A 25,973-nucleotide genomic window follows, 5' to 3' on the forward strand; every position below is an offset into this window, starting at 1 on the left:
AATAAATCATGTTTTTAAAGAGCAACTCTGCCAGCCTTAAAACGTGGTCTGACCCCTATTTTCCTGCTCGCTATATGGAAGCCTCTATCAATTCATAAAGATCTTCATAATCCAGGCCGGTTGAAGCGAATGACTCCTTGAGGCTCTCAAGCCAAGCCAAGCTATCCATCAATTTGTCCTCGGCGGCATAGGGGTCAAAGCAATGGGGACGGTCAACGGGGGCGGATTTATTTAATCGACTCATCTGGAGTTTTTTTAAATTTAATATTTAAATAAATCCGTCCCTTTTACGCTATTTTATTCGGGAGGACGCTCAAAAAGCATCTCTAAAAACGCTGAAAAGGAAGACGCAACAAAAGATAATTCGTCATCGCTACCGGGAGATGCTTCATGATGCCACATCACTACGCCTGGATCTTCAGACTGACGGTTCTCACGATAATCAAAACAGAGCGCATCGCCATTCCCTAGCACCGAAAAAATAATCAAACCTTGAACAAAATCCTCGGGTGGGTGTTGATACTTCATCTCCATTGTTTCAAATGAGCCCTCGATTTCACCGAAAGGCAAAAACATACCGGCGCTGCTCGTGACATCTACTCCGAGGAGACGATTATAAAACTTAAAAACGGGCTTATTCAAAATAAACGCGCCATTAAACCCTATTGAAATCTTTTTGTATTTTTCAGGAAAAACTACACCTGCCAGTGTTTCAAACGCTGCTATTTCAGCAGCATCACCTTGACCATAATACGAATCAAAACTTACGCCTGCGATCATTTTATTGCCCCTTGCTCATCGATTCCCACCCGACGTGGCGCGCACCATTATGGAAAGCCTCGGGAACCAGTTGCATCCTACCGGTATCCTGATGGTGATGCCAAGTATACCCAGGGATCTTATCCTGACCACCGCGGATTGCTTTTAGCTGTACGTCCGTGAATGCGGAACTTGGAACGGCACCACTATCTATCTGCGTTCGCAGGTCACGGGTGGCCATCCTTAACTGCCCATCGTAACTGGCAGCTCGAAACTCGCTGATATTTATATGTGTGTCGAATCTCGTAACATCATCAAATATAGGGAAGCCTTTGTTATCAAAGACTACGCGTGCATTTGAACCATCTGGCAGCACAATATCCTTATGCATTCCCGCCAGTTTCACATTAGGCATCCCCGACGGCGGAACAGTCGTAGATAACACATTATCGGCACCATATTTATCGCTCAATTCCTCCCGTATATTTCGGGAGTCATAAGGCACATCGCCGAGATTACCTTGGATCGAACAACTCCCTGCATTACAGGTATAACAAGGCCCGGTGTTATGCACCCAAGTGCTTAGCTTCCCGACATAAAACGTATGCCCAATATCCACCGTCAGGTTGTATGTCTTTCCCTGCGACTGCAGCAGCTTTATGGATACCACGGAGATCGAAGCATCTTGCGTAGCACCATCCCCCAACGATTGCAGCTGATCGCCCGGTTTGAGCTCTATCAGTGGCACAAAGCCTTTGCGCGCCGGGACGTAGAATGGATGGCCCGGGGTGACTTGCAAGGTCTCTGTTGTACCTTCGCCTGCAGCGCCGTTTTTCACCAGCGTCAGCTGATAAATCGGCTGGTCTGTTCGAATGTGGGTAGCGGAAACCTTGGAGGCGAATGGCTCACCTCCCTCTTCAGGTTTGGTCCAGACGATATCGCCCACCTTGAGTGCATCAATGGCTCGCTCACCATCAGGAGTGGCAACCATCGTCCCAGCAGCAAAACAGCAGGGGCTATAGCCAGCTAATTTCGCCTGAGCTTGGTTGGCAAACTGTTCGGTGCCCTTGCCGGCCGCGGCATCTATGCCTTTACCTGCAACAGACTCGAGACCTTTACCAGCAACCGTTTCAGCCGCCTTCCCTGCAATAGCCTCCGTACCTTTGACCGCCAATACATCCCGCGCAGCCAACTCTTTGATCGCGTTTAAGAGTGTTCCCTTACCTACTCCACCGATAGGCATAAGCTCAGCAAGGAGCTTTAGATCGATATTTGAATTGATGCCGCCGCCCACCAATACACGTAGTCGGTCTATTTGCTCTGCTTGGGAAATGGCGTCAGAACTGAGCGCGGCGATTTCAGGGAGCTTCCTGATAGCCGTACCCTCTCCGTATTGCTCGGCCCACGCATCAGGCACGACCCCCATACCACCGGGTTCATTGTTGTAGGTGGTGTTACTCGAAGGATTGAATAGCCGCGAGTCTGTGTACTGCTTGTCTGTAGACTTGAACGCAACTACCTGAGCCCCGTTCGCGACAATCGGGCTACCATCTGCCCAGGTCAGAAGGACTTTCTCGTTTTGCAGCTTAGTGATCACTTCCCGCGCAACACTCAGGTCGTCACCCAATGCCTGCCCCTCAGGGTTGGTAGGGCTGTAGCGGGCAAGAACTCCTTGGAGCTCATTGTTGGTTTTCTGATCGACTTCACCTCCCGCAACAAACGTCAGGAGAGCGTCCCACTCAAAGCCAGATCGGCTTTTCTTTGTGGCATCTAGACTCTTGGCCTCCTGAGCCAATCTTTTCTCTTCTTGGACGTGCAATTTCCGGTTGTACGATTGTGCATTCCCAGCGATTTCAGAGCCCATGGCGACATCGCCATTAACACTGGCCGCAGCGAGTAAACCCACCAGCTTGGACGCCGCATTGACCAGTCGATCATGCTCTGCTGGATCACTGCTACTGAGCAGAGGCGACTTATCCAACGCCACAATAAGCGCCTCATTAGCGCCCGCAGCAATCGCCCCCGTTTTGAAGTCGCCGCCCATTGCTTCCGAAAGCAACCCGCCCACAACGGCGTGCAGTGCTGTTTTACTCAGGCCACTGTCTTGAAGTTTGAAGGCATTGCCAAAATCACCTACGCCTGTGAACGAGGTCGCCTGCAGTACATCGAAAAGGCTGCCCTTCATGGCGTCCTTGAAGCTGCCTTGCCCAAGCGCTTCAGAAAGCGTTCCGCGCACGGCTCCGCCTGCCAATTGGATCGTTCCGAAACGCCCAATAGCGGCCGGGTCGTTCCAGTGAGGCACTACGCTGGGACCGCTCACTTTGTTGGTAACAGGGTCGCTTTGTGCGCCGAACCAATTGCCACTGGCGTAATTCACGAAGCCTGCTGAGGCGCCAGCGATCAGCGATTGCTTCATGCTGTCGCTGCTAAAGGTTTCCTTTAAAGCCGCGCCCAGGTTGCCCTTGTTGTTTATCGTGCTCACCACGCCGGTGCTGGCAAGAGAGGTCAAAGACGCGGTGGCGATGATGTTTCCTAGACCTGCTGCCGTACCCGCAACTGCCGCCGTCGTAGACGTTGCAGCTGTAGCCGCCGTCGCAGCAGCCATAGTCGACCCGGCACCCACAGCGCTGCCAGCTGATGCCGCGAGTGCACTGGCAGCACCTGCCGTCAATACGGTGACGACAATGATGATCGCCAGCATTGCACCTTGGCCAAGGCTGGAATGGCTGTATTTGAAGGAGTCGTGCAGTTCCTTCACATGCCGCCAATCCACATCCCCACGCTTCTCGGCTTCTTTCAACCAAGCCAACTGTGGATCTGCTTTCACCATCACATCAATCGTCTGGCTGACTGTGTTCTGATCGATCTGCTTGATATCAATCTTCAAGCCATCAACGGCCTTAATCGCCAACTGCCCCTGCGCCATCAACTCACTCTGGCGCAGCGTCTCGTCGGTATTGCCTTTACCCTTGGCGCTGGTCCACGCCAGGTCGCTCTTACTCTTCTCGTGGCTCTCTTGATGCAGGTCCTTGACCGCTTCAAACGTCACCGCGCCGCCGCTGGCAATCGTCAGATCGTTGCCACTGCTGAGCTTGGCCCGCTGATACAGCTGGTCGCCGCCACTGGCCAATGTCAGGTCACCGCCGGTCTTGATCTCAGTGCCGACGTTGGTGACGCGGGTGACTTCATCGCGCTTGGTTTTCTTCGCGCCCCAGCCACCGTTCTCCTTCATGTCATACAAGGTATGCGTGCTGTTCTGCGCCGCCAGCAAATTCAACTTATCCCCGCTATACAGATAAGCCTCATTGCCCGCACTGATCTTGCTCGCCACAATCGTAGTGTCGCGCCCCGCCTGGCTCGTAAAGTCCCTGCCCGCCGTCAGCACACTGGCTAACTGCGTGGTCTGCTCATCCGCCGTCTTGATGCGTTTCTTGCCGTGTTTTTCCTTGCCCTCGACGTTGTGCATGTCGCTGACCGAGGCGACGTTGAGGTCGCGACCGGCGGCGATGTTGAGGTCTTTGCCGGCGGTGGCGGCGGTGGCGGTGCTGCCGATGATGTTGACGTCTTGTCCGGCCTGCATGTTGATGCTGCCGCCCGCCGTGACGCTGGCGGCGAGGTTTTTGACGTCGGTGGTGATGCTGGATTTCTCGCCGCCGTCGCGGGTCTCGTGTTTGACGCTGGTGTCGCTGGCGGCGATGAGGTTTAGGTCGCGGCCGGCGGTGAGGTTGGCGTCGTTGCCAGCGGTGAGGGCGCCGCGGTTGGTGAGGTCGCGCCCGGCGTCGATGGCGAGGTTTTCGCGGGCGACGATGGTGCCGGCGCCGGTGTCGGTGAGGGTGCGCATGCCGACGCCGTCACGCACCTGGATGGCGGTGGTGTCGTTGGTGATGTCGCCTTTAAGCGCCGTGAGGCTGACTTGCTTGCCGCGAATTTCGCCGGCCATGGCGTTGCGAATGCTGTCCTGGGCCAGCAGGCTGAGGTTGTTGCCAGCTTCGACCAGGCCGCCGGTGTAGAGGCTGCCGCTGCTGATGGCGGTAAGGTTGTTGCTGGCGCGCAGGGTGCCGACGTTGATCAGGTCGCCGCCGGTGACCAGGTTGAGGTCGCGGCCCTGGATCAGGCTGTTGCCGCGCACGTTGCGCGAGTCGGCCTGGGCCAGGTACAGCACCGGCACGAGGACGGTCTGGCCGTCGATGACGCGGTTTTCCATCCACACGATGTCGTGGGTCAGGGCGCCGACTTGCTGGCCGGTGAGGGCCACGCCGAGGCTCAGGCGCAGGGCGTCTTTGCTGGCCAGGCCGTTGTCCATCAGGTAGCGGAACTGGTCGGCGTCGCTGTAGAGGCCACCGGCGAGGAAGCGTTGGCCGGTTTGCGCGAGCACGGCGTCGCGGATCAGGCGGGTTTCGTACTGGCCGTCACCGAGCCGGCGCCAGGCGTTGTCGGCGCTGTAGCCGAGCTTGCCGAGCATGTAGTCGGAGCTGAGGAAGCCTGATACGGAGGTGAACTCGGGGTTGGTCTCGATCAGGTAATGGCTGGTGGGGTCGGCGTTCTTGACGAACAGGCCGTACTCGCCCTTGGGCAGTTGGAAGGTCGGCGAGGTGGTGGGGTCGACCGGGGCGAACGCGGTGCCGGTGTAGTCCACGGGCACGAAACCGCCGCCTGGGGCTACGCCCACTACGGGCAATACGCTGCCCGGTGCCTGGGCGCTCGGGTCGTTGGCGTGTTTGCTCAGGTTGATGTTGATGCCGCCGACCGGGATGCCGGTCTGGTCATCGCCGAGGGTGCCGGTCAACTGGGCCAGGGTGTTGTTGTGCAGTGTGCCGTTTTGCAGGGTACGGGCGACGTTGAGGTTGACGGTGCCGCCCGCTTGCAGGGTGGCGTCGTAGCCGGGGCCGCCGTTGTTGGTCCAGGTGGTGACGTCGCTTGAGTGGACGAAAGGCAGTCTATTGGGCGAGCGGCTTTTCAGTTCTTCGAAGCGCGCCTTGTCGAAATGCCCAGCCGCCGTGGCCGCATTGAACGCGGGCACGTCGACATATTGCATGCGTTCAAACAAATCGTCGGAAACGTGACCTGGCGTGCCGATGACAAGCTTGCGCTGACCCGTGCGCGTCGCGGCACCCTGGTTGAGCAGGTCACCGGCGGTGATGCTCAGGTCGCCATTGGCGGCCATCAGGCTGTAGCGGTTCTGCACATTGTCACCTTGCAGCAGCATGTTTTTGCCAGCCACCAGGCGCGCCGAGACCGAATCCTTGGTCGCCGCCTCAAGGTACGTCTCGTAGATGGTGATCTCGCCACGTTCCCAGTTGTCTTTCTCGCCGCAGTGCTGGTGACAGATCCAACTCAAGCTGCCGGTGGTCAGCGTCTGCCCGAGTTCGAATTCATCTTTGGCGTTTTCGATGAAGCCCGCGTTGATGCCGATCGAGCCTTCGCTTTCCACGGTGCCGGAGCGGTTGCTGAACAGCACGGCACGCCCGCCATTTACCGCCGCAAAACTCAGGTTGCCCTTGCTGTAGACGTCGCCGTACAGGTTGCTGAAACCATTGCTGCGCAAGGTCATGTCGCCGCCGCTGAACAGCAGCGTATCGGCAGCATTGGTAATGCCGTTGACGGCGGTGAGGTTCACTGCGCCCTGGGCACCGAGGGTGCCACGGTTGTTGATTTGCGCTGCGGCGATATCCAGCTGCTGGCGGGCGGTGAGGAAGCCGAGGTTGTCCAGGGTGCCGCCGAGGGTCAGGCGGGCATTGGTGGCCGCCAGACGGCCGCCGTTCTGGCTGAGGTTGTTGGCTGCGACGGTGAGTGTTTGCAGGGCCGATACGCGGCCGCTGTTGGTCATCTCGCCGGTGGTGATGCTCACGTCACCGTCGCTAAGCAGCTCGCCGCCGTTGTTCAGGCTCGCCACATCAAGGGTCAAGCCCTTGCCGCTGGCCATGCGGTCGCCGGCCTTGAGGGTCAGGCCCTGGGCGCTCTTGTAGGTGAGGACTTCGTTGAGTTGTACGCGGCCCAGGCCGTCGACGGTGCCGAACGCCCAGTCGGCGGTGCCCATGCCATTGATAGTGCCTTGGCTGCCGCTGAGGCTGGCGGTGTTGAGGCGGAACAGGCCGGTGCCGGCGTGTTGGATCTGACCGGCCTGGTTGTTGAGGCTGGCAGCGTCGAGGCGCAATGTCTGGCTGCCAAATTCGAGGGTGCCGTTCTGGTTATTCAGCGCACCGCTGAGGTTGAGACTGCTGTCGGTGCCGCCCAGGGCGCGCAGTTGCCCGTTGGCGCTGTTGTCCAGGTTGCCGCCGTTGAGGCTCAGGCCCTGATTGGCTTCGATCAGGCCACCCTGGTTGATAAGAGTATCGCGTGAGGTCAGGTTGAGTTGGTTGCCGCTGATCTGGCCGCCCGCGCTGTTGTCGAGGGTGGCGCCGCTGACGGTCACCTGCTCTTTGCCGAACAGTTTGCCGCCTCGGTTGGCCAAGGCTTCGACGGTCAGTTGCAGGTTGCCGACCAGGCTTGCCATCAGGCCGTCGCTGCCGTTGTCGAGCTTGTCAGCGGTGACGGTCAGGCTGTCGCCTTGCACGGTGCCGCCCTGGTTATCCAGGCGGGCGGTGTGCAGTTCGGTAAGGGCGCCGCCGCTGAGGATCAGGCCTTTGCGGTTGCTCACGTCCTGGCCGCTGTAGCTCAGGCCCCCGGCGCCGGCCAGCAGTTGGCCGCCGTCATTGTTATTCAGGTGCTGCGCGGCGATATCCAGACGCTTACCGCGCAGGGTGCCACCGTCGTTGTTAAGGGTGGTGAGATGCTTGACCAATACGCTGCGTTCGCCCGCGTCGATCTGGCCGCCGACGTTGGTCAGCAGGTTGCTGACGTTGAGGGTGATGTCGCCGCCATCGCTGACCAGCGCGCCCTTGTCGCTGTTGTTGAAGCTCTGCGCCGTCACCTCGACGGTTTGACCAAGCAGAATGCCGGCACTGTTGTCGAAACGCTCACCGCGCAGTTGCAGGAGACCTTCGCTCTGGATGCGGCCCTGTGCGTTGAGCAACTGGCCCGGGCCGTTGAGCAGCAGGCTTACGCCCTGGGCGCCACCGGCCAGCAGGCCGGCGTTGCGGTTGTCGAGGCCGGAGGCGCGCACGTCGAGCCCGTCCCCCAACACGCGCCCGGCGCGGTTGTCGATATCACCACCGGCGACGTCGAGCAGCAGTTGCTTGCCGACGATTACGCCGCTTTGGTTATCCAGGTTCGCGGCGTGCAGTTCGATATCGCCCTGCCCGGCCTGTAAGCGGCCCTGGGCGTTGTTGAGCTTTTGCGCGGCGGTGAGGGTCAGCTTGCCGCTGTCGGCGCTCAGTACGCCGCCTGCGTTGCTGCTGAGGTTGCCCGCCTTGACGTTGAGGTCTGTGCTGGCCTGGGCGAAACCCTGGTTGTTGTTGAAGCTGTTGTTGACGGTGAGGTTGAGCGCGCCGCCGTCGGCCTGGATCAGGCCCTTGAGGCTGTTGTCGAGGTCGCTGGCGTTGACTGTGGCGGTCTTGGCGACCAGTACGCCGTTCTGGTTATTCAGCTTGCCGGCGTTGACGGTCAAGTCGTTGGCGATGACTTGACCACCACTGTTGTTCAGGTCGGCACTGCTCAGCACCAGGCTGCCACCGGCCATTTCGATACGGCCTTGGCGGTTGTCTAGGGAGGCGCTGTTGAGCGTAGCGGCCTGGTCCTCGCCGAAGCGAATCAGCCCGCCGAGGTTGACGATGGCCGGTGAGCTAATCGCCAGGCTCTGTTCGCCGAACAGGCGTGCGCTGGCACCTTGGTTGGTCAGTTTGGCGCTGCTGACCTCGACAGTCTTGGCCTGGATGATCGCGCCCTGGTTGGTCAGCGCCTGCGCGGCGGTGATCGCCAGTGCGCGGCTGGCCAGCAGGTTGCCGCTGGTGTTGACGGTCTGCGCGTTGACCACCAGGTCACCGGTGGCGTTGCGGCTGTTGTCGGGCGCAACGCCGGCTTCGATGATGCCCGGGTTGGTGACCTTGATCGCGTTGAGTTCGATGCGCTGACCCGCGGCCAGGCTCTTTTGGTTGACCAGTTCTTCGGCACTGCTCACCTGCACATTGCCGGTGGCGTAGACCTTGTCGGTCAGGTTCACGTTCTGCGCGGTGACCTTGAGATTACCGGTGGCCGCCGTCTGCGCCATGCTCAGGTGCCCATTGGCATCCAACTGGATATCCCCACCACTGGCGGCCAGCGTACCGTCGAGCTTCACGCCCACGCCGGCTTCGGTGCCGACCAGCTTGATGGCGCCTGCGTACATGCCGCCCAGCGCCGAGGAGTCAATCGCCAGCTCCGGCTTGGCGCTACCGTCATCGGCACGCGCGGTGGTCTTTAGGCTTTGGGCATCGACGTCGTTACGCCCGGCGATCACGGTCAATTCGCGTGCGTTGATCTGCGCATTGATCTTGGCCGAGCGGGTGATGATCTCGAAGCGGTCGACGTTACTGGCGTTCAGGCCCTGGCCGTCGATGGTCACGGCACCGCCGTCAACCTGGTAGCGCTGCAACTGGCCGCTCGCGTCGAGCACCGGTTTGCCGGTAGTGAGGGTCACGTTGGGAGTGTTGATGAAGCCGCAGCCGCTGCACGTGACGCCGTAAGGGTTGGCCACGATGACCTTGGCCGACTGGCCCGCCACTTCGGTGTAGCCGCGTAATTGGCTGGGGCTGCCGCCGTTGACTTCGTTGAGGATAACGCTGGCCGCGCCGCCTTTGAGGTTCGGGTTGCCGACGATAAAGCCGCCCAATTGGGTGTTGGTCACCGCACCATTGGCGTTGTTGAGGATCACGCCGTTGGGGCCGACGTTGTAGTCCTTGAATTGGTTATGGGACAAGCCGCTGCCATTGGGAGTGGCGATGTTCACCACTGGTACGCCATTGCCGGCCTGGCCGACGGTGGTGCCTGGCGCACTGACCACAATGCCTTCGGCCTGGGCCAGCAGCGGCTGCCAGAACAACGCGTTGGCCAGGATCAGCGCCAGGCCGCGCTTGGGTAGGCCCCAGAACGAGTCGCGGCTTTTCAGTGCAGAAGAAGGCTGGCGAGCCAGAAAGGCAAAGTGGCGAACATCCATTGTCATATTCTCGATGTAACGGGGCGTTGAGTTACAGGAAGAAATCCATGCGGAAGTAGATCGGCGCTTCGCGCTCGCTCATCACTGCCGGGCGTTCCAGAGAATGGGCAAAGGTCACGCTGGTGCTGACGTATTTGCCGCGGGCGAACAGCTCCAGGGAGTTGCTCGAGACCCGGCCGTGCACTTCACCGTTGTAACGGTCGTTGCTGATCACGCCCTGGTCGTAGCCGACGCTTGCGCCGTATTCGGCAAAGGCCGGGCGCATCCAGTCCCAGGTCACCGGGCGAGCCCAGCGCACGTCGTTGCGCCAGTAGCCGCCGCTGTCGCCGGTGAGCTGCTGGTCTTTAAAACCGCGTACCGAGGCCGAACCGCCGAGGCTCATGCGCTGGGGGCTGAACAGGATGTCTTCACTGCGTTGGCCGGTGGCCAGGCTGGAGAAACTGAACGACTCGCCCCACAGCGTGAACGGCTGCAAGTAGCTGACGGTGGCGGTGTATTTGCGGTAGCGCGCGTTGGGCTGGCGATTGCCGTACTGATCGCGCTCGTTTTCAGCTTGGGCATCGAAGGCGCCGATACCGTTCTGCATGCCCAGGTCGAGGTTGACGAAGGCATTGCCGATGCGTCGGCCGTGGTTGATGCCCAGCTGCAGTTCGCTGAGGCGGTTGCTGCTGGGCTCGGTGCGGACGTCGAGGATGTAGTTGTTGGTGCGCAGGTGCGACACGCCGACGTTCACCGACGTCTTGCTCACGTCGTCACGATGGATCACCCGCTCGGCGCGCAGTTGGTGGTTCTCGTTGTCGCCGTTCTGCTTGAACTTGTAGTCGTTGGTCACGCCGTAAGTGCGGTAATCACTCTCGCTGTAGGTGTAGCTGAAGTTCCACCAGCCCCACGGCACGTTGTAATACAGCATGGAGTTTTTCGAGGTTTTCTGGTGGTCGCTGACGGCATCGTGGCCGCCGCGCAGTACCAGTTGGTCAGCCAGGCCCAGCGGGCTGTCCCACTCAAGGCCTGCGCCCCACTGCTGTTCGCCGGTGCTTTTCTGCCCGTCGTTGTTGCGCGACAAGCTGGTGCGCCAGGGCTTTTGCGGGGCATTTTTCACCAGCACTTCGCTACCGCCTACCTCGCTGCCAGGGGCCAGTTCCATCTGCGCCTGTTTCGACGGCAGGCGGTTCAACTGGTCCACCAACTGCTCGATTTCCCGCAGGTTGAGCTGCTCTCCGACTTTGCCGGGAAAAGCCATGGCCAGTTCGCGTTCGGACAGGTTGCTGCCCTGGGCACCCTTCATGCCTTCGAGCTTGCCCTCGACCACCAGCACGCTCAGGTGGCCGCTGGACAGGTCCTGCTGCGGCAAGTAGGCGCGGCTGGTGACCATGCCCTTGTCGATGTAATAGTCGGTGATGACCTTGAGCAGCCCGTTGAGCTGGGTGACGCCCAGGCACTGGCCAATATAGGGTTTGAGCAGACGCACGCGGTCAGTGGCGGACAGACTGTCGGCGCCCTTGAGTTCGATGTCCTTGATGGGAAAGCAGCGGCTGTCCACCGGAGCGGCGGGCACAACGGGCTTGGCTTCTTTACCGGGCAGTTCCTTGAGTTCTTCAAGGCGCCGGCGCTGTTCTTCCAGCAGGCGATTTTGCCGGTCGCGGATCAGGTCTTGATCCCCTGGCGTGGGTGCGGCAACCGCGCTGTTCAAAACAAGGCAGGCAAGCAGCGAGATACACAGCAGATACCGAATCCGAGGCAATAACGAAGACATGTTCGATCCATCGAAAAACAAGGGCGGCAAACTACCATCGAACTCCAGGACGGCCAAGAATCTGGCTTAGTTGGATTCGATAATTAATAAGTTCGTAAGCCATTTATTAAAAACAACTAAAAAATCAAGTAACGATTACCAACTTGTATTTGGAATTTTTATTCCGACAAGCGGTAACAGTTTTGATGCAGGTCTCGTCAAGGCTCTAGAGAGTTGCCACTAGTTAGCCACCAACCTTGCGTCGAGATTGATTAGTAGCCAGAAGAGAGGAAAAGTTCACGAGCCTTTTGTGAATTGGATCCCATATTTGAATGTTGATCGTTGCCACACTCTGTGGGACGCGGAGCGTGGCAACGATCATCAACAGAGGCTGTATTTAGCCCACTTCCTTGACCCGCCCCCGCACCAGCTTCAACCCCACCCGCTCCACCTCACGGGACACATGAGCGGTCACTTCCCGCACCCCACCGTCTTGGTCGTTATGAATCACCAACACCCCCGGCCGGCGCAGTTGTTCCAACTCGCCCTCGGCCAGGCTGAAACTTTCGCTCAAGCCTTTATCACTCAGGGCCTTGCCCGCAGCTCTGCGCTGGGCAAAACGCTTGCCCCGGCGTTGTTGATAACGTGCCCAACTGATCAGCAGCACCGCGTTAAATACCGCAATCCACAGGTAAATCTGCAAGGTATTCAAGGCCGCGAAAATCGGCGCATCCAGGCGCGGGCCGCCGTGGGTTTCCAGCATCGGCACCAACCCGCGTACCAACAAAATAATCAACCCGGCCCAGGCCATCAGGGTCAGGAATACATCGATTGCCCACATCACCGGGCGCTGAGAGGTTCGAATCAGGTTCATGGCTGCACTTCCTTTTGGGGGGCTTTGATTCCGCGATCCGGACTGACCCAGCGCGCGCGCTTCTGGTGTTGGCGGAACAGCACTTTGGGGAAACTCACCAGCGTGGTGAACAGGCTGACCAGCCAGAACACCAGCGGGTACCAGACGGTCCAGAACAGGGTTTTCCACAGGCCGCGCTCATAACGGCGGTCGATCATGATGCTCACGGCGAACTGCACCAGGCACACCACCGCCAGCAGCAAACCGGTGAAGGCCGGTGGCATCAACGAATCCACGGCAATCGCTTGCGGCAACGGAACAATTTTGCCCACGCCCCAGAAGATCACCGACAGCAGAAAAGTGAAGGCCCAACCGGTGGACAGGCAGTACTCGAACAGCAACGGCCACAGGTAGCGATGGCGCCATTGCCAGATGCCACGGATATTTTTGAACAGTACTTCGGCGCCGCCCTGGGCCCAGCGCAGGCGCTGCTTCCACAAGCCGCCGAGGGTTTCCGGCATCAGAATCCAGCACAGGGCGCGGGGTTCGTAGAAGATGCTCCAGTGGTCCAGTTGCAGCTTCCAACTGACGTCGATGTCTTCGGTAATCATGTCGGTGCTCCAGTAGTCGACCCGGTCCAGGGCCGCACGACGGAACGCCACCACCACGCCGGAGACGGTGAAGATCCGCCCGAACACCCGCTGGGTACGCTTGATCAAACCGATGATCGAGGAGAACTCGCCCACCTGCACCCGGCCGATCAATGTGGAGCGCGTGCGGATGCGCGGGTTGCCGGTGACCGCACCCAATCGCGGGTTGTCGAGCATCGGCGCCACCAGGTAGGCCGCCGCATTGCGGTCGAGCAAGGCATCACCGTCGATGCACACCAGGTACTCACTGCGAGCCGCCACCGCCCCCATGCGCAGGGCAACCGCCTTGCCCTGGTTTTGCGCCAGGTGCAGCACTCGCAGGCGCGGCTCCCGCAACGCCAGGGCATCGAGCACGGCGGCGGTGTTATCGCTGGAGCCGTCGTTGATGGCGATTACTTCGATGTTCGGGTACTGCTGGGCCAGCGCGGCGCCGATGGTGTCGGCGGCGTTGTCGCCTTCGTTGTAGCAAGGGATCAGGATCGAGATCAGCGGGTTGCCCGCCAGCACCGGCGCCGGAGTGTCATCGGCCCACGGCCAGTGGCGCTCCCAGTGCAGCCAGAAGTACAGGCCACCGGCGATCCACAGCCCGGACATGAACAGTGGGTAAAAAAACACGAAGTCCATCAGGAACTGCCCGGTGACCAGAAAGATCAGGCCCAGGGGCACGCCCAACACCAGGGATAAGACGAGTAAAGCCAGGATTCTGTCGAACATGGGTCAAGGATTCCACTGGTTGGAAAGGGCCGGACGCACGGTGTTCAGGTCCGGCGAGTTCTCCAGGAAGTTGTCGGGGTAGTAGCCAAAACTGGTGACGCCCTGGCGCTTGAGCACGCCCATCCACTCGGCCATTTGCGCGCCGGAAAGATCAGGCGCGGCGGCGGTGCGCCAGTCCTTGGCTTGCAACTCGAAGACCGTGCGTTGCAGGGCGCCGGGGCGGACCTTGACGGTGGCCACCAGCTTTTCCAGCCAGGCGTTGGAGTCTTCAAGGCTCTGGCCTTCCATCAGCGGCATAGCCATGGGCGCGGTCCAGTCGTAGCTCTGGAGGAAGTCATCGAGGTTCTGGGCAAACCAGGCTTCGCTGCCAGGGTTAAGCATTGGCTCGGCGAAAATATTGCGTGCGGTCTGCACTTGCGAACCGCGAAGTTTGCGGACCTTGGCGGTCAACTCGTGGGTGAAATCGATCAGGTATCGGCTCTTGAAGCGGGTCCAGCGCTGCATCACCGCAGGGTCGGCACGCAAGGCTTCAATACTGTCTGGCAGGCCGTTGGCGGCATAGGCCTTGAGGGCGGCGGGGCTGGCGTCTTCAAAATCGGAGAGCACCGCATCATCGTGGAACAGCACGCCGTCGATGGCATTGATGCGGGCCAGGTCTTCGTAAATCTCGCCAATGATCTGCCGCACCTTGGGATCAAACGGCGACAGGCGCTGGTATTGGTCCGGGTCCTGGCCAACCTTGCCGGTCTGCGGGTCCCAGCGGGTGACGCGAGGCAGCTTGGCATCAAGGGCGAAGCTGAGCACCGGCATCCAGGCAAACACCCTGGCATGGGCGCGGGTGTGCAACTGCCAGGCGACGCGGTTGAACAGGTCGGCGCGCACCGGCAAATGGCGGTTGGGGAAATACAGCGAATGCACCAGCCCATCGCCCTTGGGGTCGGCGAAGGCTTGCAGGAACACCGTGTCGGCGCCCATGTCCACCACGCGCTGGACCAATTGGTCGAGGTTGCGCGCTTCTTGCGCCTTGTCGGGGTCGTAGACGTTGTCCAGGTCCACATGCAGCACGCGCAACGGCGCCTGGGTCTGAACATTGACGATGGCATTGGCAAAGTGCTCGCCGTCCGGGTCCGAGGCCACCAGGAAACGCGGGCTGCTCATCAGGTTGCCGAGGCTATCGAGGCCGTCTTCCAGGGTCAGGGCCATTTGATAGCCCTGCTCGTCCACCACTCGCAACGTGGTGCCATCCGGGGCGCCATAAGGCCAGACCCACACACGCGGGGCCTTGCCGGTGACAGCGCGGATCTTGTTGGAAATACCCGCCACATCGGTACGCATCCGCGCCTGGAACTGTGCCTCGGTTTCATAGCGACCGGTGGCCGTATCAAAGCGGCGGGTGGTGGCCGCCGGTTGCAGGTTGCCCTGGGGATTGGCCAGCACGCCCTTGTGATTGGCGTCGGTGTGGGCGGCGATTTCCACCAGGCCCGATTGCGACACTTCGCGCACCTGCTGCCAGGTCAGGAAGTCGGAACGCGGGCGCGGCGTGCCGGCGAAATCCACCGGCTGGTTTAACGGCGTGTCGATCCAGGTGCCCACCGGCGCCAGCAGCGCGTGCCAGTTGTAGGCCCTGAGGATCGGCATCACACGGGTATAGAAGCTGGCGTAGCCGTCATCGAAACTAAGCATGATGGCCTTGGGCGGCAGCTGCGGGCCGCCCTTTCGGGCCGCGAGGATCTGGTCGACGGAGACTGGCTGGTAGCCGTTTTCCCGCAACCAGGCCAACTGTTCGATCAACCGCTCGGTGCGCACCGCCACCACCGCCTGATCGGGGTCGCGGTCCTCGACATCGTGGTAGGCAATACCGAGAAAATGGTTTTTCGGCCACGGCGCTTCGTTGGCCGCCTTGGGCCGTTCGGCGGGTGGAGTAAAGGGCGCGGGTTGCTGGGCGCAAGCGCTGCTCAGCACGAATCCCAACACCAGGCAGCAGCGGGAAAGAATGGACATGATCGGACTCTTCTAGAAGCGGTACGTGAGGTCGACGATCAGGCGCAAATCGCTTTCGCGCTCACCGTCATAAGGTCGGCTGATCCAGCTGAGGTTGGCGCCGGTTTCCAGTACGTCGTTCCAGCGAAAGCGCTGGCCATAACCGATCAAACCGACGCCACCAGTGGAATAATCCCGCTGGCTGTAAGTGCCCGCTCCGACCTGGAACTGCTGACTCCACTGGGTCTCGTAGCGGTGATAGAGCACGTGGTTGACGTTCACCGTGGGCAGCACGCTGAAGTCCGAGCGCGGGTTGAAATACGGCGTGCCTTGCTTGCTGTTGCGGCTGGTGCCGACTTCAAGGCCCAGGTCCACTTGCACACCCGGCGAGCTGTAGACGCCTTCGCGCCCGGTCAGCAGGGCTTCGACGCGGTTGTTGCCGTCGCTGAAATGGGACGGGCTCAGGGCCAGTTTCCATTCGCGGCTTTCGTTGGCGCGCCAGCGGATAAAACCGCTGCCGCCGTTGGCGGTGATGTCGGCATTCAATGCCCGCAGCGGGGTGGCGGCGGCGAGGTAGTCGAGGCTGCCGCCGTATTGCCAGTGATCATTGATATCCCGTGCAATCGCCAGCCGGGCGCCTTGCTTGGAACCAAAGCCGTAGGAGTGATTGGAGACTTCGGCTTCGAGGGTCATGTCACGGGTGCGCCGCTCCACGCCCAGGCGCTGCCAACGGTGCTGGCCGGTGCCTTCCTCGAAGTCGGCGGTGGCGTAGCCGACGCCGCCGAACAGGCGCCAATCCTCATCGATAGGCGGGCTGTAGAGCAGGGTTTCGATGCCAAAGTCGCGGCTGCCGACGACCGTGCCGCCGTTACTTTTGCCGGTGTAGGCCTCGACCCGCAGCTCGGCCATGTCGTGAACCTCACGCAGGCGCTTGAGGCGCTGCACCTGGCGGTTGTCCGGAGCGCGGGCGACCACATCATCGGTCAGCGCATCGAGCTGGCGCCACTCCTGCAAATCCAGGGCGGTGTGACCTTGGGAGACCTGCAGGCCGATGTCACGCGGGGCCTGGTTTTCGGTTTCCTTGAGGGCGTTTTCGGCGCGCCGTGGCCAGTCGCGGGCGCGGTACATATCGGCCTGGGCCAGGCGCAGGCCGATGTTGCCAGGGGCTTGTTTCACCAACGCCTCCAGGCCTTTTTCACTGGCTGGCAGGTCGGCGCCATAGGTGCCAGCCTGGGCCGCCAGTTGTTGGGCGTCCATCCAGGCGTCGTTGGGATTGCCGGTGGGCAGGCCCTTGAGTTCTACCCGTGGTTTTTGCGCGCTCGCGAGATTGTCGGCGACGGTGCGGGCTTCGTTGACCTGATCGTTTTCCAGCAGGGCGTAGAACAGTGCAGTGCTGTCTTCAACGTGATCGCCAGCATCCGCGTCCTTGGCCGCGAGGGCCTGACGGTACAGCGGCGCAGCTTTTTCCGGCTGGCGTTGGTCGAGGTAGGCGGCGGCGACCCAGCGCAGGGCGTAGGTGGGCAATTGCACACCCTCGCTGGTGAGGGTCTGGTAGTCGTAGATCAATTCGGCCGTGCGTGCGCGGGCCTTGAGGGCACCCAGGCGGTCGATGCGCCAGCGCACCACGTCGTCATGGGCGCTGGCGTCCGGGGTCCAGGTGGCGAGCAGTTGGTCGTAATCCTTGAGGGCGCGGTCGGCGATGACATAGCGCTCTTTTTCGCTACGGGACGCGAACTCGGCCAGGCGTACGCGCTCGGCGGCGAGGTCACCTTCCAGGCGGCGCTGGGTGATGGGGTCGAGCAAGCCGGGGTGCCGGGCGGCAAGGCGCAGGGCGGGTTCCGGCAGGCGGGCGCGTTGCAGGGCGACGAGGTATTCACCAATGACTTCGGGCCGGTTGCCGGCGCGGATGAAGGCTTGGTCGAACTCGAACAGCGCATCAAAAGGTGAGCCTGCGCGGGACAAGGCGTAACCGAGGGCCAGGCGCCGGTCCACGTCCGCAGGTTTGGCGGCCACCAGAGCTCGGGCGCGCTCCACGGCTTCGGCGGTTTGACCTGCATCGGCGAGGGTCAAGGCCAGGCCCAACTGAAGGTCTGGGTTGTTCGGTTCGCGCACCAGCGCTTGGCGATAGACCGCAATCGCCGGGGCCCAACGTTGCTGGTTGCGGTAGGTACGGGCGACGGTGGCGAGCGCTTGGGTGGTCAGGTTGCGATTGCGCCCCTGGGCCTCGTAGACCGTCAGCACTTCGGCGTCCTGACGTGCCCAACTGGCAATCAGCAGGTGATCGCTGACCTGCCCCGGCGTCTGGCGCTCGGCGGGCAATTGGCGCAGCAGGTTGAGGGCGGGCGTGTAGTTACCCGAGCGGGCCTGATGAATCAGGGCGTCATAGGCCGCATCGGCCGACGCCACGACAGGCCATAGAAGCTGGCTGCACAGGGCAACCCGGATAAACAGGCGCAATCGGCTTGGGATAGAGGGGTGAACATTACGCGACATGTCGTCAGCTTCCTTACCAAGGAAAGCTGTAGCGATAAATTCACCTGTACAACACGCATCAGGCGACCGGTATCTGATGACCCGGCCAAGCTTTCCTGGGGCGCAATATCCATGAGGGGGGTATAAAAAGGTCAATTCAGAACAATTGTTCAGAATTCTCCTACAAGAATTTACCGCCCTGTGGCGAGCGGGCTCACCACAGGGGGTTTTTCAGTTTTACTGAGCGCCGCTTACCGCCCCGACTTTGCTCATCACAAAACCAATGAACTCCTCGACGGTCATTTTCTGGCCATTGAGGGTCACTTCATTGTTGGCGTAGTGCAGCTTGGAGACGAGGTCGTTACCTTCAAGGGTCGCCAATTGGGTACCGACGGCCATGCCGCTGACCATCTCGCTGGCCATTTGGGATTGCTGCTCGATGGCTTTCGGATCAGTCACACCACCGACCTGCGCTTGCAGTGCAGCGACATCAGCGATCATCGGTTTGGACAGCGTCAGGTTAGTGTCCAGAACCGCAATGATCTGCTTGGCCAGTTCAACCGGCGGCAGTTCCATGGTCGACGGCTTGGTCAGGTCCACCAGCAGGTTGAAGCGACTTTCGCCATGGACGGTCTTCAGGGACAGATTTTCCAGGGCCACTTGCGGCTTGGCGGCCAGCAGTTTGTCGACGTTGGCCTGGGCCAGCGCTTGTTCAGCTTCGTTCAGCTGCAACTCAGGAGCAGGCTGCCCGGCTGCGGCGGCGGCTTGCACCGGCTGCATCTTGGCCTGGTAGAGCTGGGTCAGCACCATCATGGCCGGCACATCGACGTTTTTCATGCTCACGGCCATGGCCGCCGAACCCACGGGTTTACCCTGGTAAACGATCTCGTCGATCTTGTAGTCCACGCGCCCGGCCATGTTGTTGTCCTGGACGTCGCTGGTGTCTTTTTGCTCAAAACCCTTCAAGGTCAGCATCAATTGCTGCGGGCCAAAGGTGAGTTGGGTGTTGGTCAGCTCAATCGTATTTTGCCCGGTGAAGAAGCCGAACGAGCTGCGGGACAGATTGCTGGCCAGGGTCAGGCCACTCAGCTCGGCTTTGAACGGCGCGCCGTTTGGATCTATCAGCGAGAGCTTGAGGTTGTCCATGTAACCATTGACCTTGACCTTCTCACCCTTGGCTGTGTTGAAAAAATCCAGGTTCAGGCCGGAGAAATTGACGCTGGAGGTGTCATCCTTGAATTCCAGGGGCAGCAGTTCCAGGTTGCCGTCCACCGAACGATTGAAGGCGATATTGGCGGTGGCTTTGAGCGGCGACACGTCTTTGGTGGCGGCGAACCATTTCTCGGTGGTGGGGTTTTTCTCAAGTGCCAGGTGGCTGGTTGCCAGGACCGGCAGCCATTTGAGGGTCAGCAGGCGGGAGAGCGGCAGCGGGCCGTGTTCGATGCGGTCGATAAACAGCAGTTCGGTGTTTTTATGGTCTTCACCGAACACCGAGCCCTGGGCCTTGAGGCGGAAATGGCCGGTGCTGCTGAACCAGCCGCGGTCCAGGGACAGCATTTCAATGGTCACGGTGCCATCAATCCCAACCATGGAGCGCTGCATTTCCTTGTTGGCGTCCTCGATCGAGGTGTTCAGTACACCTTCCAGTTGATTGCCGGTGTACCAGGCACCACCGGCACTGACTACGCCGACGGCGGCAACAAAACCCAAGAGAACGATTGCTGACTTATTCATGAAGAGACCTGATCAAATCCTGTGCGAAAGTGGGCTGTCTTCCCTGACCCCCTGCTGGGGTGTCGGCTCAAGCCCGCCGAAAAATCCGGTGAAAGATTAGCATAGGCTCCGTAGCAGCGGTCGGACGCGGCCTCGCTGCTACGGGAGGGGGCTCAGGAATATTCCAGATCGATCTCGTCGAGTTGATGATCAAAACTCTTCAATCGCGCCGTCCAGGTGTACACCAGCACTTCGAACTCGCGATGAATCACCGCATTGCCCGGCGTATCGGACTTGGGATCGCAAAAGTCCAGCTGATAACGCTCACGGGCCATGTCGGTGGCAACATCGGACAGTTCTCGCGCGTTATTGAGCCAATGCCGTCCGTCGGCCACTTGCCGGTCCAGGGCCACACATTGTTTTTTCAGGGCTTCGAGGCTTTTTTCCAGGGGCGTGCCGGTGAGTTCGCCCATGACTTCCTGGAAGGTGCGCCCCGGTTGCCAGTAACTGCCCCAGAAATAGCGGTCGAACACCGTTTCGACACGGCGCAGGGCAACCTTGGTGTCCCAGATCGCCACCCGCGTCTTGCCTTGTTCGAGGAGTTTTTTCTTGGTTCGCTGGCCTTGGTAAGAAGCCCAGGCCACCACACCAATGGACAGCACGGCAATCAGCGCACAGGCACTGTCGAGGAACACCATGGCCTTGTCGATCTGATGGGCAAGCATGATGCCGTAGAAGTAAGTTGCCGAGAGCAGCACCAGTGCGAAGAACACGCACCAGAAAGCGGGAGCATAAGGGTTTTTCATTATTGGAATCCCCATGAGCAACGCGAGCAGTGATCAGCGGGGCCATCACGAAAGCCCAACTGATCAAAGCATAGCAACCGTCTCAGGGTTTGCTGGGTTCTGTGCCTTGCGTTCGTCCGCTTTCCCAGCCACCGCCCAGGGCCAGGAACAAATCGATCTGGCTCATGGCGACCTGGGTGTTGGCCTGGGCCAACTGGGCGCGCATGTCGGTGTAGGTGCGGGTAGCTTGCAGGTCTGCCAGGAACGACGCGCGGCCGGCCTGGAAGAAGCGATGGGTCTGGTCGGCAGCCTGTTGCGCCGACTGTTCGGCATCGGCCAGGGCGTCGCGGCGCTCCAGCTGAGCGGTGTATTGCGCCAGGCCGGTCTGGGTTTCGCGGATGGCGTTGAGCACCACCCCGTCGAAATGCGCCAGCGCGCCCTGGGTCGCCGCTTCGGCTTCGTGGATGCGCGCGCGGGAGCCATTGGACGGCACCGTCCAGCTCAACAAAGGTCCGAAGCCCCAGCGGTTGGCGGCGGGTTTGCCGAGGTTTTCCAGCAGGCCGACGGTGCCGATGGAGGCCCCAATGCTGATGTCCGGGTACAGCTCGCCGGTGGCGACACCGATGCCAGCGGTGGCGGCAGCCAGGCGGCGTTCGGCCTGGCGCACATCGGGGCGACGCTTGAGCAACGTGGCGCCGTCGCCCACCGGTAGCAGTTGGGCGATGTGCGGTAGCTCGGCGCAATCGCGGGTGCCGGCAGGCAGTTGGTCGACGGGCTTGGCCAGCAGCATCGACAGGCGGAACAACCCAGCCTGGCGCAATGCTTCATAACGCGGCAGTTCGGCGCGCAGGGATTTGAATTGGGTTTGTGAACGGGTGACCTGGGTCTCATCACCACGGCCGGCGTCCCGCAGGCGTTGGGTCAGGCTCGTACTTTGTGCTTGCAGGTCGAGGGAATGCCGGGCGATTCCCAGCTCCTCATTAGCCGCGCAGACTTGGGTGTAGGAACGCACCACATCCGCTACCAAGGTAATACGGGCGGTATCGACGGCCGCCTGGGTCGCATCGGCATTGGCCTGGGCGCCTTCGATACCGCGCTGCAAAGTGCCGAACAGATCGAACTGATACGAGGTGGTAATGCCGACGTCACCGACGTTGCCCACTGGCACTTTATCCGCCAGCAAAAACGCTTCGCCGGATTCCTGCAAGCGCTGGGCACCCAGCTTGACTCCGCCGCTCCAGCCGCCCGCAGACTGCGCTTCTTGCACCTGGAAACGCGCCCGTTGCAGGTTGGCTGCCGCGACGCGCAAGTCGGTATTGGAGGCCATGGCCTGTTGCACCAGTTGATCCAGTCGCGAGTCCTGATAGAGCTTCCACCAATCGGCGGGCACCGGTGCCGAGACCACGTTGGCGCCCTGCCCGGCCATCTGCCCTTGCAGGTCACCACGGTTCACCGCGGCCTGATCCGGCAGTTGATAATCCGGCCCAACCACTTGGCAAGCCGACAGCAACAACCCCAGCCCAGCGGTTGCTAACAGCCGTTTCATGGTTTGTCTCCCGCATTGGGCTGGTCGTCGATGATCGATACCGTGGCCGTGCGCCCGGCGATCATGCGAAAGTTCGCCGGCACCTCGTCAAAGGCGATGCGCACCGGAATCCGCTGGGCCAGGCGCACCCAGCTGAACGCCGGGTTGACGTTGGGCAACAGGTTGGCGCCGCTGCTGCGGTCGCGGTCTTCGATGCCGGCGACGATGCTCTGCACATGGCCGCGCAGGCGGGCGCGGTCACCGACCACGCGGATGTCGACTTTCTGGCCGACGTGAATGCCGTCCAGCTTGGTCTCTTCAAAATAACCGTCGATGTGGAAGGAGTTGCTGTCCACCACCGACAACACCGGGCGCCCGGCGGTGACGAACTCCTTGACTCGTGGTGCGCGGTCGTTGACGTAACCATCCACGGGGCTGGTGATTACCGAGCGGTCGAGATTCAACTGAGCGCTGTCCACCGCCACTTGCGCTTCGGCAAGGGCCGATTGGGCGCGGGCCACGCGGGACTGGCTTTCTTCCAGTTGCTCGCTGGCCACCAGGTTGCCAAGGCCACGGTTACGTTTGTTTTCACGCTGGGCCTGGGCCAGAGTTTCCTGACGGTCGGCCATGGAGGCCTGGGCTTGGCGCAAGGCCAACTTGAAGCGGTCCTGGTCGACGGAGAACAGCACCTGGCCGCGCACCACCAATTGGTTGTCGCGCACGTCCACTTGCTGGATCAGCCCGGAAACGTCCGGGGCGATCTGCACGATGTCGGCGCGGATGTGCCCGTCCCGCGTCCAGGGCGCAAACATGTAGTACATCACCATGCGCCAGACCACGACGCAGGCGAAGGTCACCACCAATAACGTCAGGACCACGCGGCCGATGGTCAAAAAAGGTTTTTTCATGTCATCAGGTATCGACTGAGTGAATCCACTGCGCCCAGTAACAGAGCGTAGAGACCCACATTGAACAATGCCCGGTGCCAGACCAGGCGATAGAAGTGGAAGCGCGTCAACAGCCCGTGCACCACCAGGTACAACACATACGTAATGCCCATCAGCACCAGCAGCGTGGGCAGGAACACCCCGCTGATATCCAGATCACCGATCATAAAGGCGCTCCATCAGGTAGCGGCGCGTCCATCTCGCCTGCGCTGACAAACTCCACGCCCGGCAACAGTGACAAGCGCAAACCGCTGAGGGCATGGAGCAGGTGCAAGCGGGTCTCGTCTTCGCCTTGCAGGCCTTGCCCGTTAAGGGCGCGGCGGGTGCGGTCCAGGGTCATCAGCAGACCGCTGGGAGTCGGCAAGCGTTCACCGGCTTTCAGGCACGCCTTGAAATAGACGCCGACGTCCTCCACCACCTGGTTGAGCAGCACCCGAGGCACGCCGAGGATTCTTGGCGAGTAGGCCTGCAAGTCCATCAGGCTCAGCGCCACGCCCAACTCGCGCAGGGCGATCCCGGTGTCTTGCCCGATGATGGCCAGGCGCGGCAGGTGTTGCATCAGCCGGTCGAGCATTTGCGCGCCCATGTGCCGATGTTCGGCCAGGGTTGCAGGCTTGGTGAGGCTGACGATGTCGCGCCAGCTGAAGCGGGTCAGGCGCTTGGCCGCCAACTCCGCGCCGAACGGGCGGGCGATCAGGGTCCAGAGGAAGGCGAACAACAAGCCCACGGGGCCGGCCAGGTTGGAATTGGCGAAGCTTAGAAAATCTGCGTCGTAGGCGCCCTGAATGCTGATAAACGAGGACGTGTTGACGATGGTCAGCAGCATGCCCAGGTAAAAACGCGGCTGTACGGTCAGGGTCCCGACGCAGATAAACGGCACCGCGAAGGCCAGCACCAGCATCGGAAAATCATGCAGGTTGGGCAGGATCAGAAACAGGTAGAGGCTGGCGAACACCACCGACAGCGCGGTCCAGAAAAAGAACTTGTAGATCTGCGGCGCCGGGTCGTCCATCGAGGCAAAGAAGCTGCACGCTACCGCCGCGAGAATTACCGCGCTGCCGCCGTCGGTCCAGCCCAACAGAATCCACAACACCGAGGCGACGATGATCGCGCTGACCGTGGAAAACGCCGAGTAGAACATCAGGCCTCGGTCGAGGAATGGCGTCAGCCGGCCCAGGCGCCAGTGGCGGTAGACAGCGCGCCAGGTGTCCAGGTTTCCGCACTGGATGGCCACTTGCAGGCTGCGGCAGTCTTGCCACAAATCGATCCATTCGCCAAGGCGATAGAGGGCGTTGGAGAACAGCAGTTGATAGCGGTCGTCCAGGGCGTCGGCGTCGGGTTGCAGGGCTTCAAGTTGATCGCGCAGGACGCGCCAGCGTTCGACGGGCGCGTCCTTTTTGGTGCTTTCCAGCCACTCGGTGGTGGCCGCCAACAGCGGCGCTAATTTGCCGACCAGCTCCGGGGTGCGGCGCTCCAGGGCATACAAGGCGTCATCCAGGGCCTCCACCACCGGCAGCAGGTGGATCATCCGCCCGCGCAGCTCTTTGGTGTTGCGCACCGTTTGCGGCCGCGCGCCCTCGTGGGGGAGTTGGCCGATCATTAATTCCAGGGTGTTGAAGGTGGCGACCATCCCGCCGCGCAACGTGCTGACCTCTTTGGGCTGCACATTACGACTGAGGAAACGCTGGCTGTAGACCTGCGCATCGGCAAACCATTTGCTGACCGAATCATCAAACACCGGCGCCAGGCGCCGAGGCCAGAACATCGCGCCGACCACCGCCGCCACGGCGATACCGAGGAAGATTTCTTCAGCGCGCGCCTCGGCCACGTCCCACACCGCCAAGGGGTTATCCACCACTGGCAGGGCGATCAGCGGCAAGGTGTAGCCGGCCAGCATCAGCGCGTAGCTGTTGGCGGTGCGCAGGTGCAAGGACAGGAACAATAGAATTCCGGTCCACAACGCAATGACCACCACCAGCAGGTAAGGCGTCTGCACAAACATCGGCACAAAAAACACCGCCGCCATCGCCCCGAGAAAGGTGCCGATGGCGCGGTACAACGCCTTGGAACTGGTGGGGCCTACAAAGGGACTTGAGACGATATACACGGTGGCCATCGCCCAATACGGACGCGGCATTTGCATGAGCATGGCGATGTACAGCGCGATCATCGAGGCGGCGAACGTTCTTACTCCATAGAACCAGTCTCGTGCCGGCGGCATGCCGGTAAAAAATCCGTTCAAGAAGGCACTACCGCAGGGTGCTGATGGGCGCCTTCGAAAGCGCGCAACACGCGCAAGGCGGCCTCCAGGTCTTGGGGAGCAATGTCCGCCAGCACTTCACGGCGCAGGCGCACCAGTTGCTCTTCCACCGCTTGCACCAGCTCACGGCCACGGGCGGTGAGGCTCAGGGCCTTGGCGCGGCGGTCGTGAATATCTTCGCTGCGGCACACAAAACCTGCGCTGCACAGCTGGTCCAGCAGGCGCACCAGGGATGGGCTTTCCATCCCTGACGCCTGAGCGACCTTGACCTGATGCACTCCGTCGCCGAGACGGCCGATCATCAACAGCGGCACGGCGCAGGCTTCGGAAATGCCGAAGCTCACCAGCGTGGTCTGGCAGATTTTTCGCCAGTGCCTGGCACCCACCACCATGCTGCTGCTGATGTTCATGTGAAGTTGTTCGAGATTTGGGGACACTTGATTGTTCGCATACAGTTAGTTTGCTAACTATCAATATGGTGGATGGATACGAGCCCGTCAAGTTTTGATACAA

14 protein-coding genes are annotated in these 25,973 nt (G+C 60.9%); all 14 read right to left on the bottom strand.

Annotation, left to right across the window (positions count from 1 at the left end; translation table 11 throughout):
- Nucleotides 1-297: 297 nt before the first annotated feature.
- The 14 genes from FQ182_RS18645 to FQ182_RS18710 all read right to left on the bottom strand — a co-directional run bounded on the left by FQ182_RS18645 (nt 298) and on the right by FQ182_RS18710 (nt 25,870).
- On the bottom strand, nt 298-780 hold the full coding sequence (locus tag FQ182_RS18645; RefSeq protein WP_133103742.1) for an SMI1/KNR4 family protein: 483 nt from the start codon (nt 778-780) through the stop codon (nt 298-300).
- A gap of 1 nt (nt 781) precedes the next feature.
- Nucleotides 782-9,829 (bottom strand): filamentous hemagglutinin N-terminal domain-containing protein, encoded by a 9,048-nt coding sequence (locus tag FQ182_RS18650; RefSeq protein ID WP_149414246.1) that lies wholly within the window; start codon nt 9,827-9,829, stop codon nt 782-784.
- Nucleotides 9,830-9,860: 31 nt separating this feature from the next.
- Nucleotides 9,861-11,582 (bottom strand): ShlB/FhaC/HecB family hemolysin secretion/activation protein, encoded by a 1,722-nt coding sequence (locus FQ182_RS18655; RefSeq protein WP_149414247.1) that lies wholly within the window; start codon nt 11,580-11,582, stop codon nt 9,861-9,863.
- A gap of 376 nt (nt 11,583-11,958) precedes the next feature.
- Nucleotides 11,959-12,435, bottom strand: a complete 477-nt coding sequence (pgaD, locus tag FQ182_RS18660) for a poly-beta-1,6-N-acetyl-D-glucosamine biosynthesis protein PgaD (protein WP_133103613.1) — start codon at nt 12,433-12,435, stop codon at nt 11,959-11,961.
- Nucleotides 12,432-13,778, bottom strand: coding sequence for a poly-beta-1,6-N-acetyl-D-glucosamine synthase (gene pgaC, locus FQ182_RS18665; protein WP_149414248.1), 1,347 nt, complete (start codon nt 13,776-13,778; stop codon nt 12,432-12,434). Before pgaC ends, pgaD begins: the two co-directional genes overlap by 4 nt.
- Nucleotides 13,779-13,781: 3 nt before the next feature.
- A complete protein-coding gene (pgaB, locus tag FQ182_RS18670; RefSeq protein ID WP_149414249.1) occupies nt 13,782-15,779 on the bottom strand; it encodes a poly-beta-1,6-N-acetyl-D-glucosamine N-deacetylase PgaB in 1,998 nt (665 codons plus the stop codon).
- Between the two features lie 12 nt (nt 15,780-15,791).
- Nucleotides 15,792-18,251: a poly-beta-1,6 N-acetyl-D-glucosamine export porin PgaA gene (gene pgaA, locus FQ182_RS18675; protein ID WP_149414250.1), complete on the bottom strand. Its 2,460-nt coding sequence runs from the start codon at nt 18,249-18,251 to the stop codon at nt 15,792-15,794.
- A gap of 216 nt (nt 18,252-18,467) precedes the next feature.
- Nucleotides 18,468-19,964 carry a YdgA family protein gene (locus FQ182_RS18680; protein ID WP_149414251.1) on the bottom strand — a complete coding sequence of 499 codons (1,497 nt, stop codon included), beginning with the start codon at nt 19,962-19,964 and terminating at the stop codon, nt 18,468-18,470.
- A gap of 152 nt (nt 19,965-20,116) precedes the next feature.
- Nucleotides 20,117-20,749 carry an NADH:ubiquinone oxidoreductase subunit N gene (locus FQ182_RS18685; protein ID WP_149414252.1) on the bottom strand — a complete coding sequence of 211 codons (633 nt, stop codon included), beginning with the start codon at nt 20,747-20,749 and terminating at the stop codon, nt 20,117-20,119.
- An 82-nt stretch (nt 20,750-20,831) separates the two neighbouring features.
- Nucleotides 20,832-22,274 carry an efflux transporter outer membrane subunit gene (locus tag FQ182_RS18690; RefSeq protein WP_149414253.1) on the bottom strand — a complete coding sequence of 481 codons (1,443 nt, stop codon included), beginning with the start codon at nt 22,272-22,274 and terminating at the stop codon, nt 20,832-20,834.
- Nucleotides 22,271-23,161 carry an efflux RND transporter periplasmic adaptor subunit gene (locus FQ182_RS18695; RefSeq protein WP_149414254.1) on the bottom strand — a complete coding sequence of 297 codons (891 nt, stop codon included), beginning with the start codon at nt 23,159-23,161 and terminating at the stop codon, nt 22,271-22,273. Before FQ182_RS18695 ends, FQ182_RS18690 begins: the two co-directional genes overlap by 4 nt.
- Entirely contained in the window at nt 23,158-23,367 is a 210-nt protein-coding gene (locus tag FQ182_RS18700) for a DUF1656 domain-containing protein (protein WP_149414255.1), read from the bottom strand. The genes FQ182_RS18695 and FQ182_RS18700 overlap by 4 nt, the downstream gene beginning before the upstream one ends.
- Nucleotides 23,364-25,442 (bottom strand): FUSC family protein, encoded by a 2,079-nt coding sequence (locus tag FQ182_RS18705; RefSeq protein ID WP_149414256.1) that lies wholly within the window; start codon nt 25,440-25,442, stop codon nt 23,364-23,366. Before FQ182_RS18705 ends, FQ182_RS18700 begins: the two co-directional genes overlap by 4 nt.
- Nucleotides 25,439-25,870 carry a MarR family winged helix-turn-helix transcriptional regulator gene (locus FQ182_RS18710; RefSeq protein ID WP_149414257.1) on the bottom strand — a complete coding sequence of 144 codons (432 nt, stop codon included), beginning with the start codon at nt 25,868-25,870 and terminating at the stop codon, nt 25,439-25,441. Before FQ182_RS18710 ends, FQ182_RS18705 begins: the two co-directional genes overlap by 4 nt.
- Between the last annotated feature and the right edge of the window lie 103 nt (nt 25,871-25,973).

Origin of the sequence: Pseudomonas sp. ANT_H4 (assembly GCF_008369295.1) — a bacterium.
Taxonomy (GTDB): domain Bacteria; phylum Pseudomonadota; class Gammaproteobacteria; order Pseudomonadales; family Pseudomonadaceae; genus Aquipseudomonas.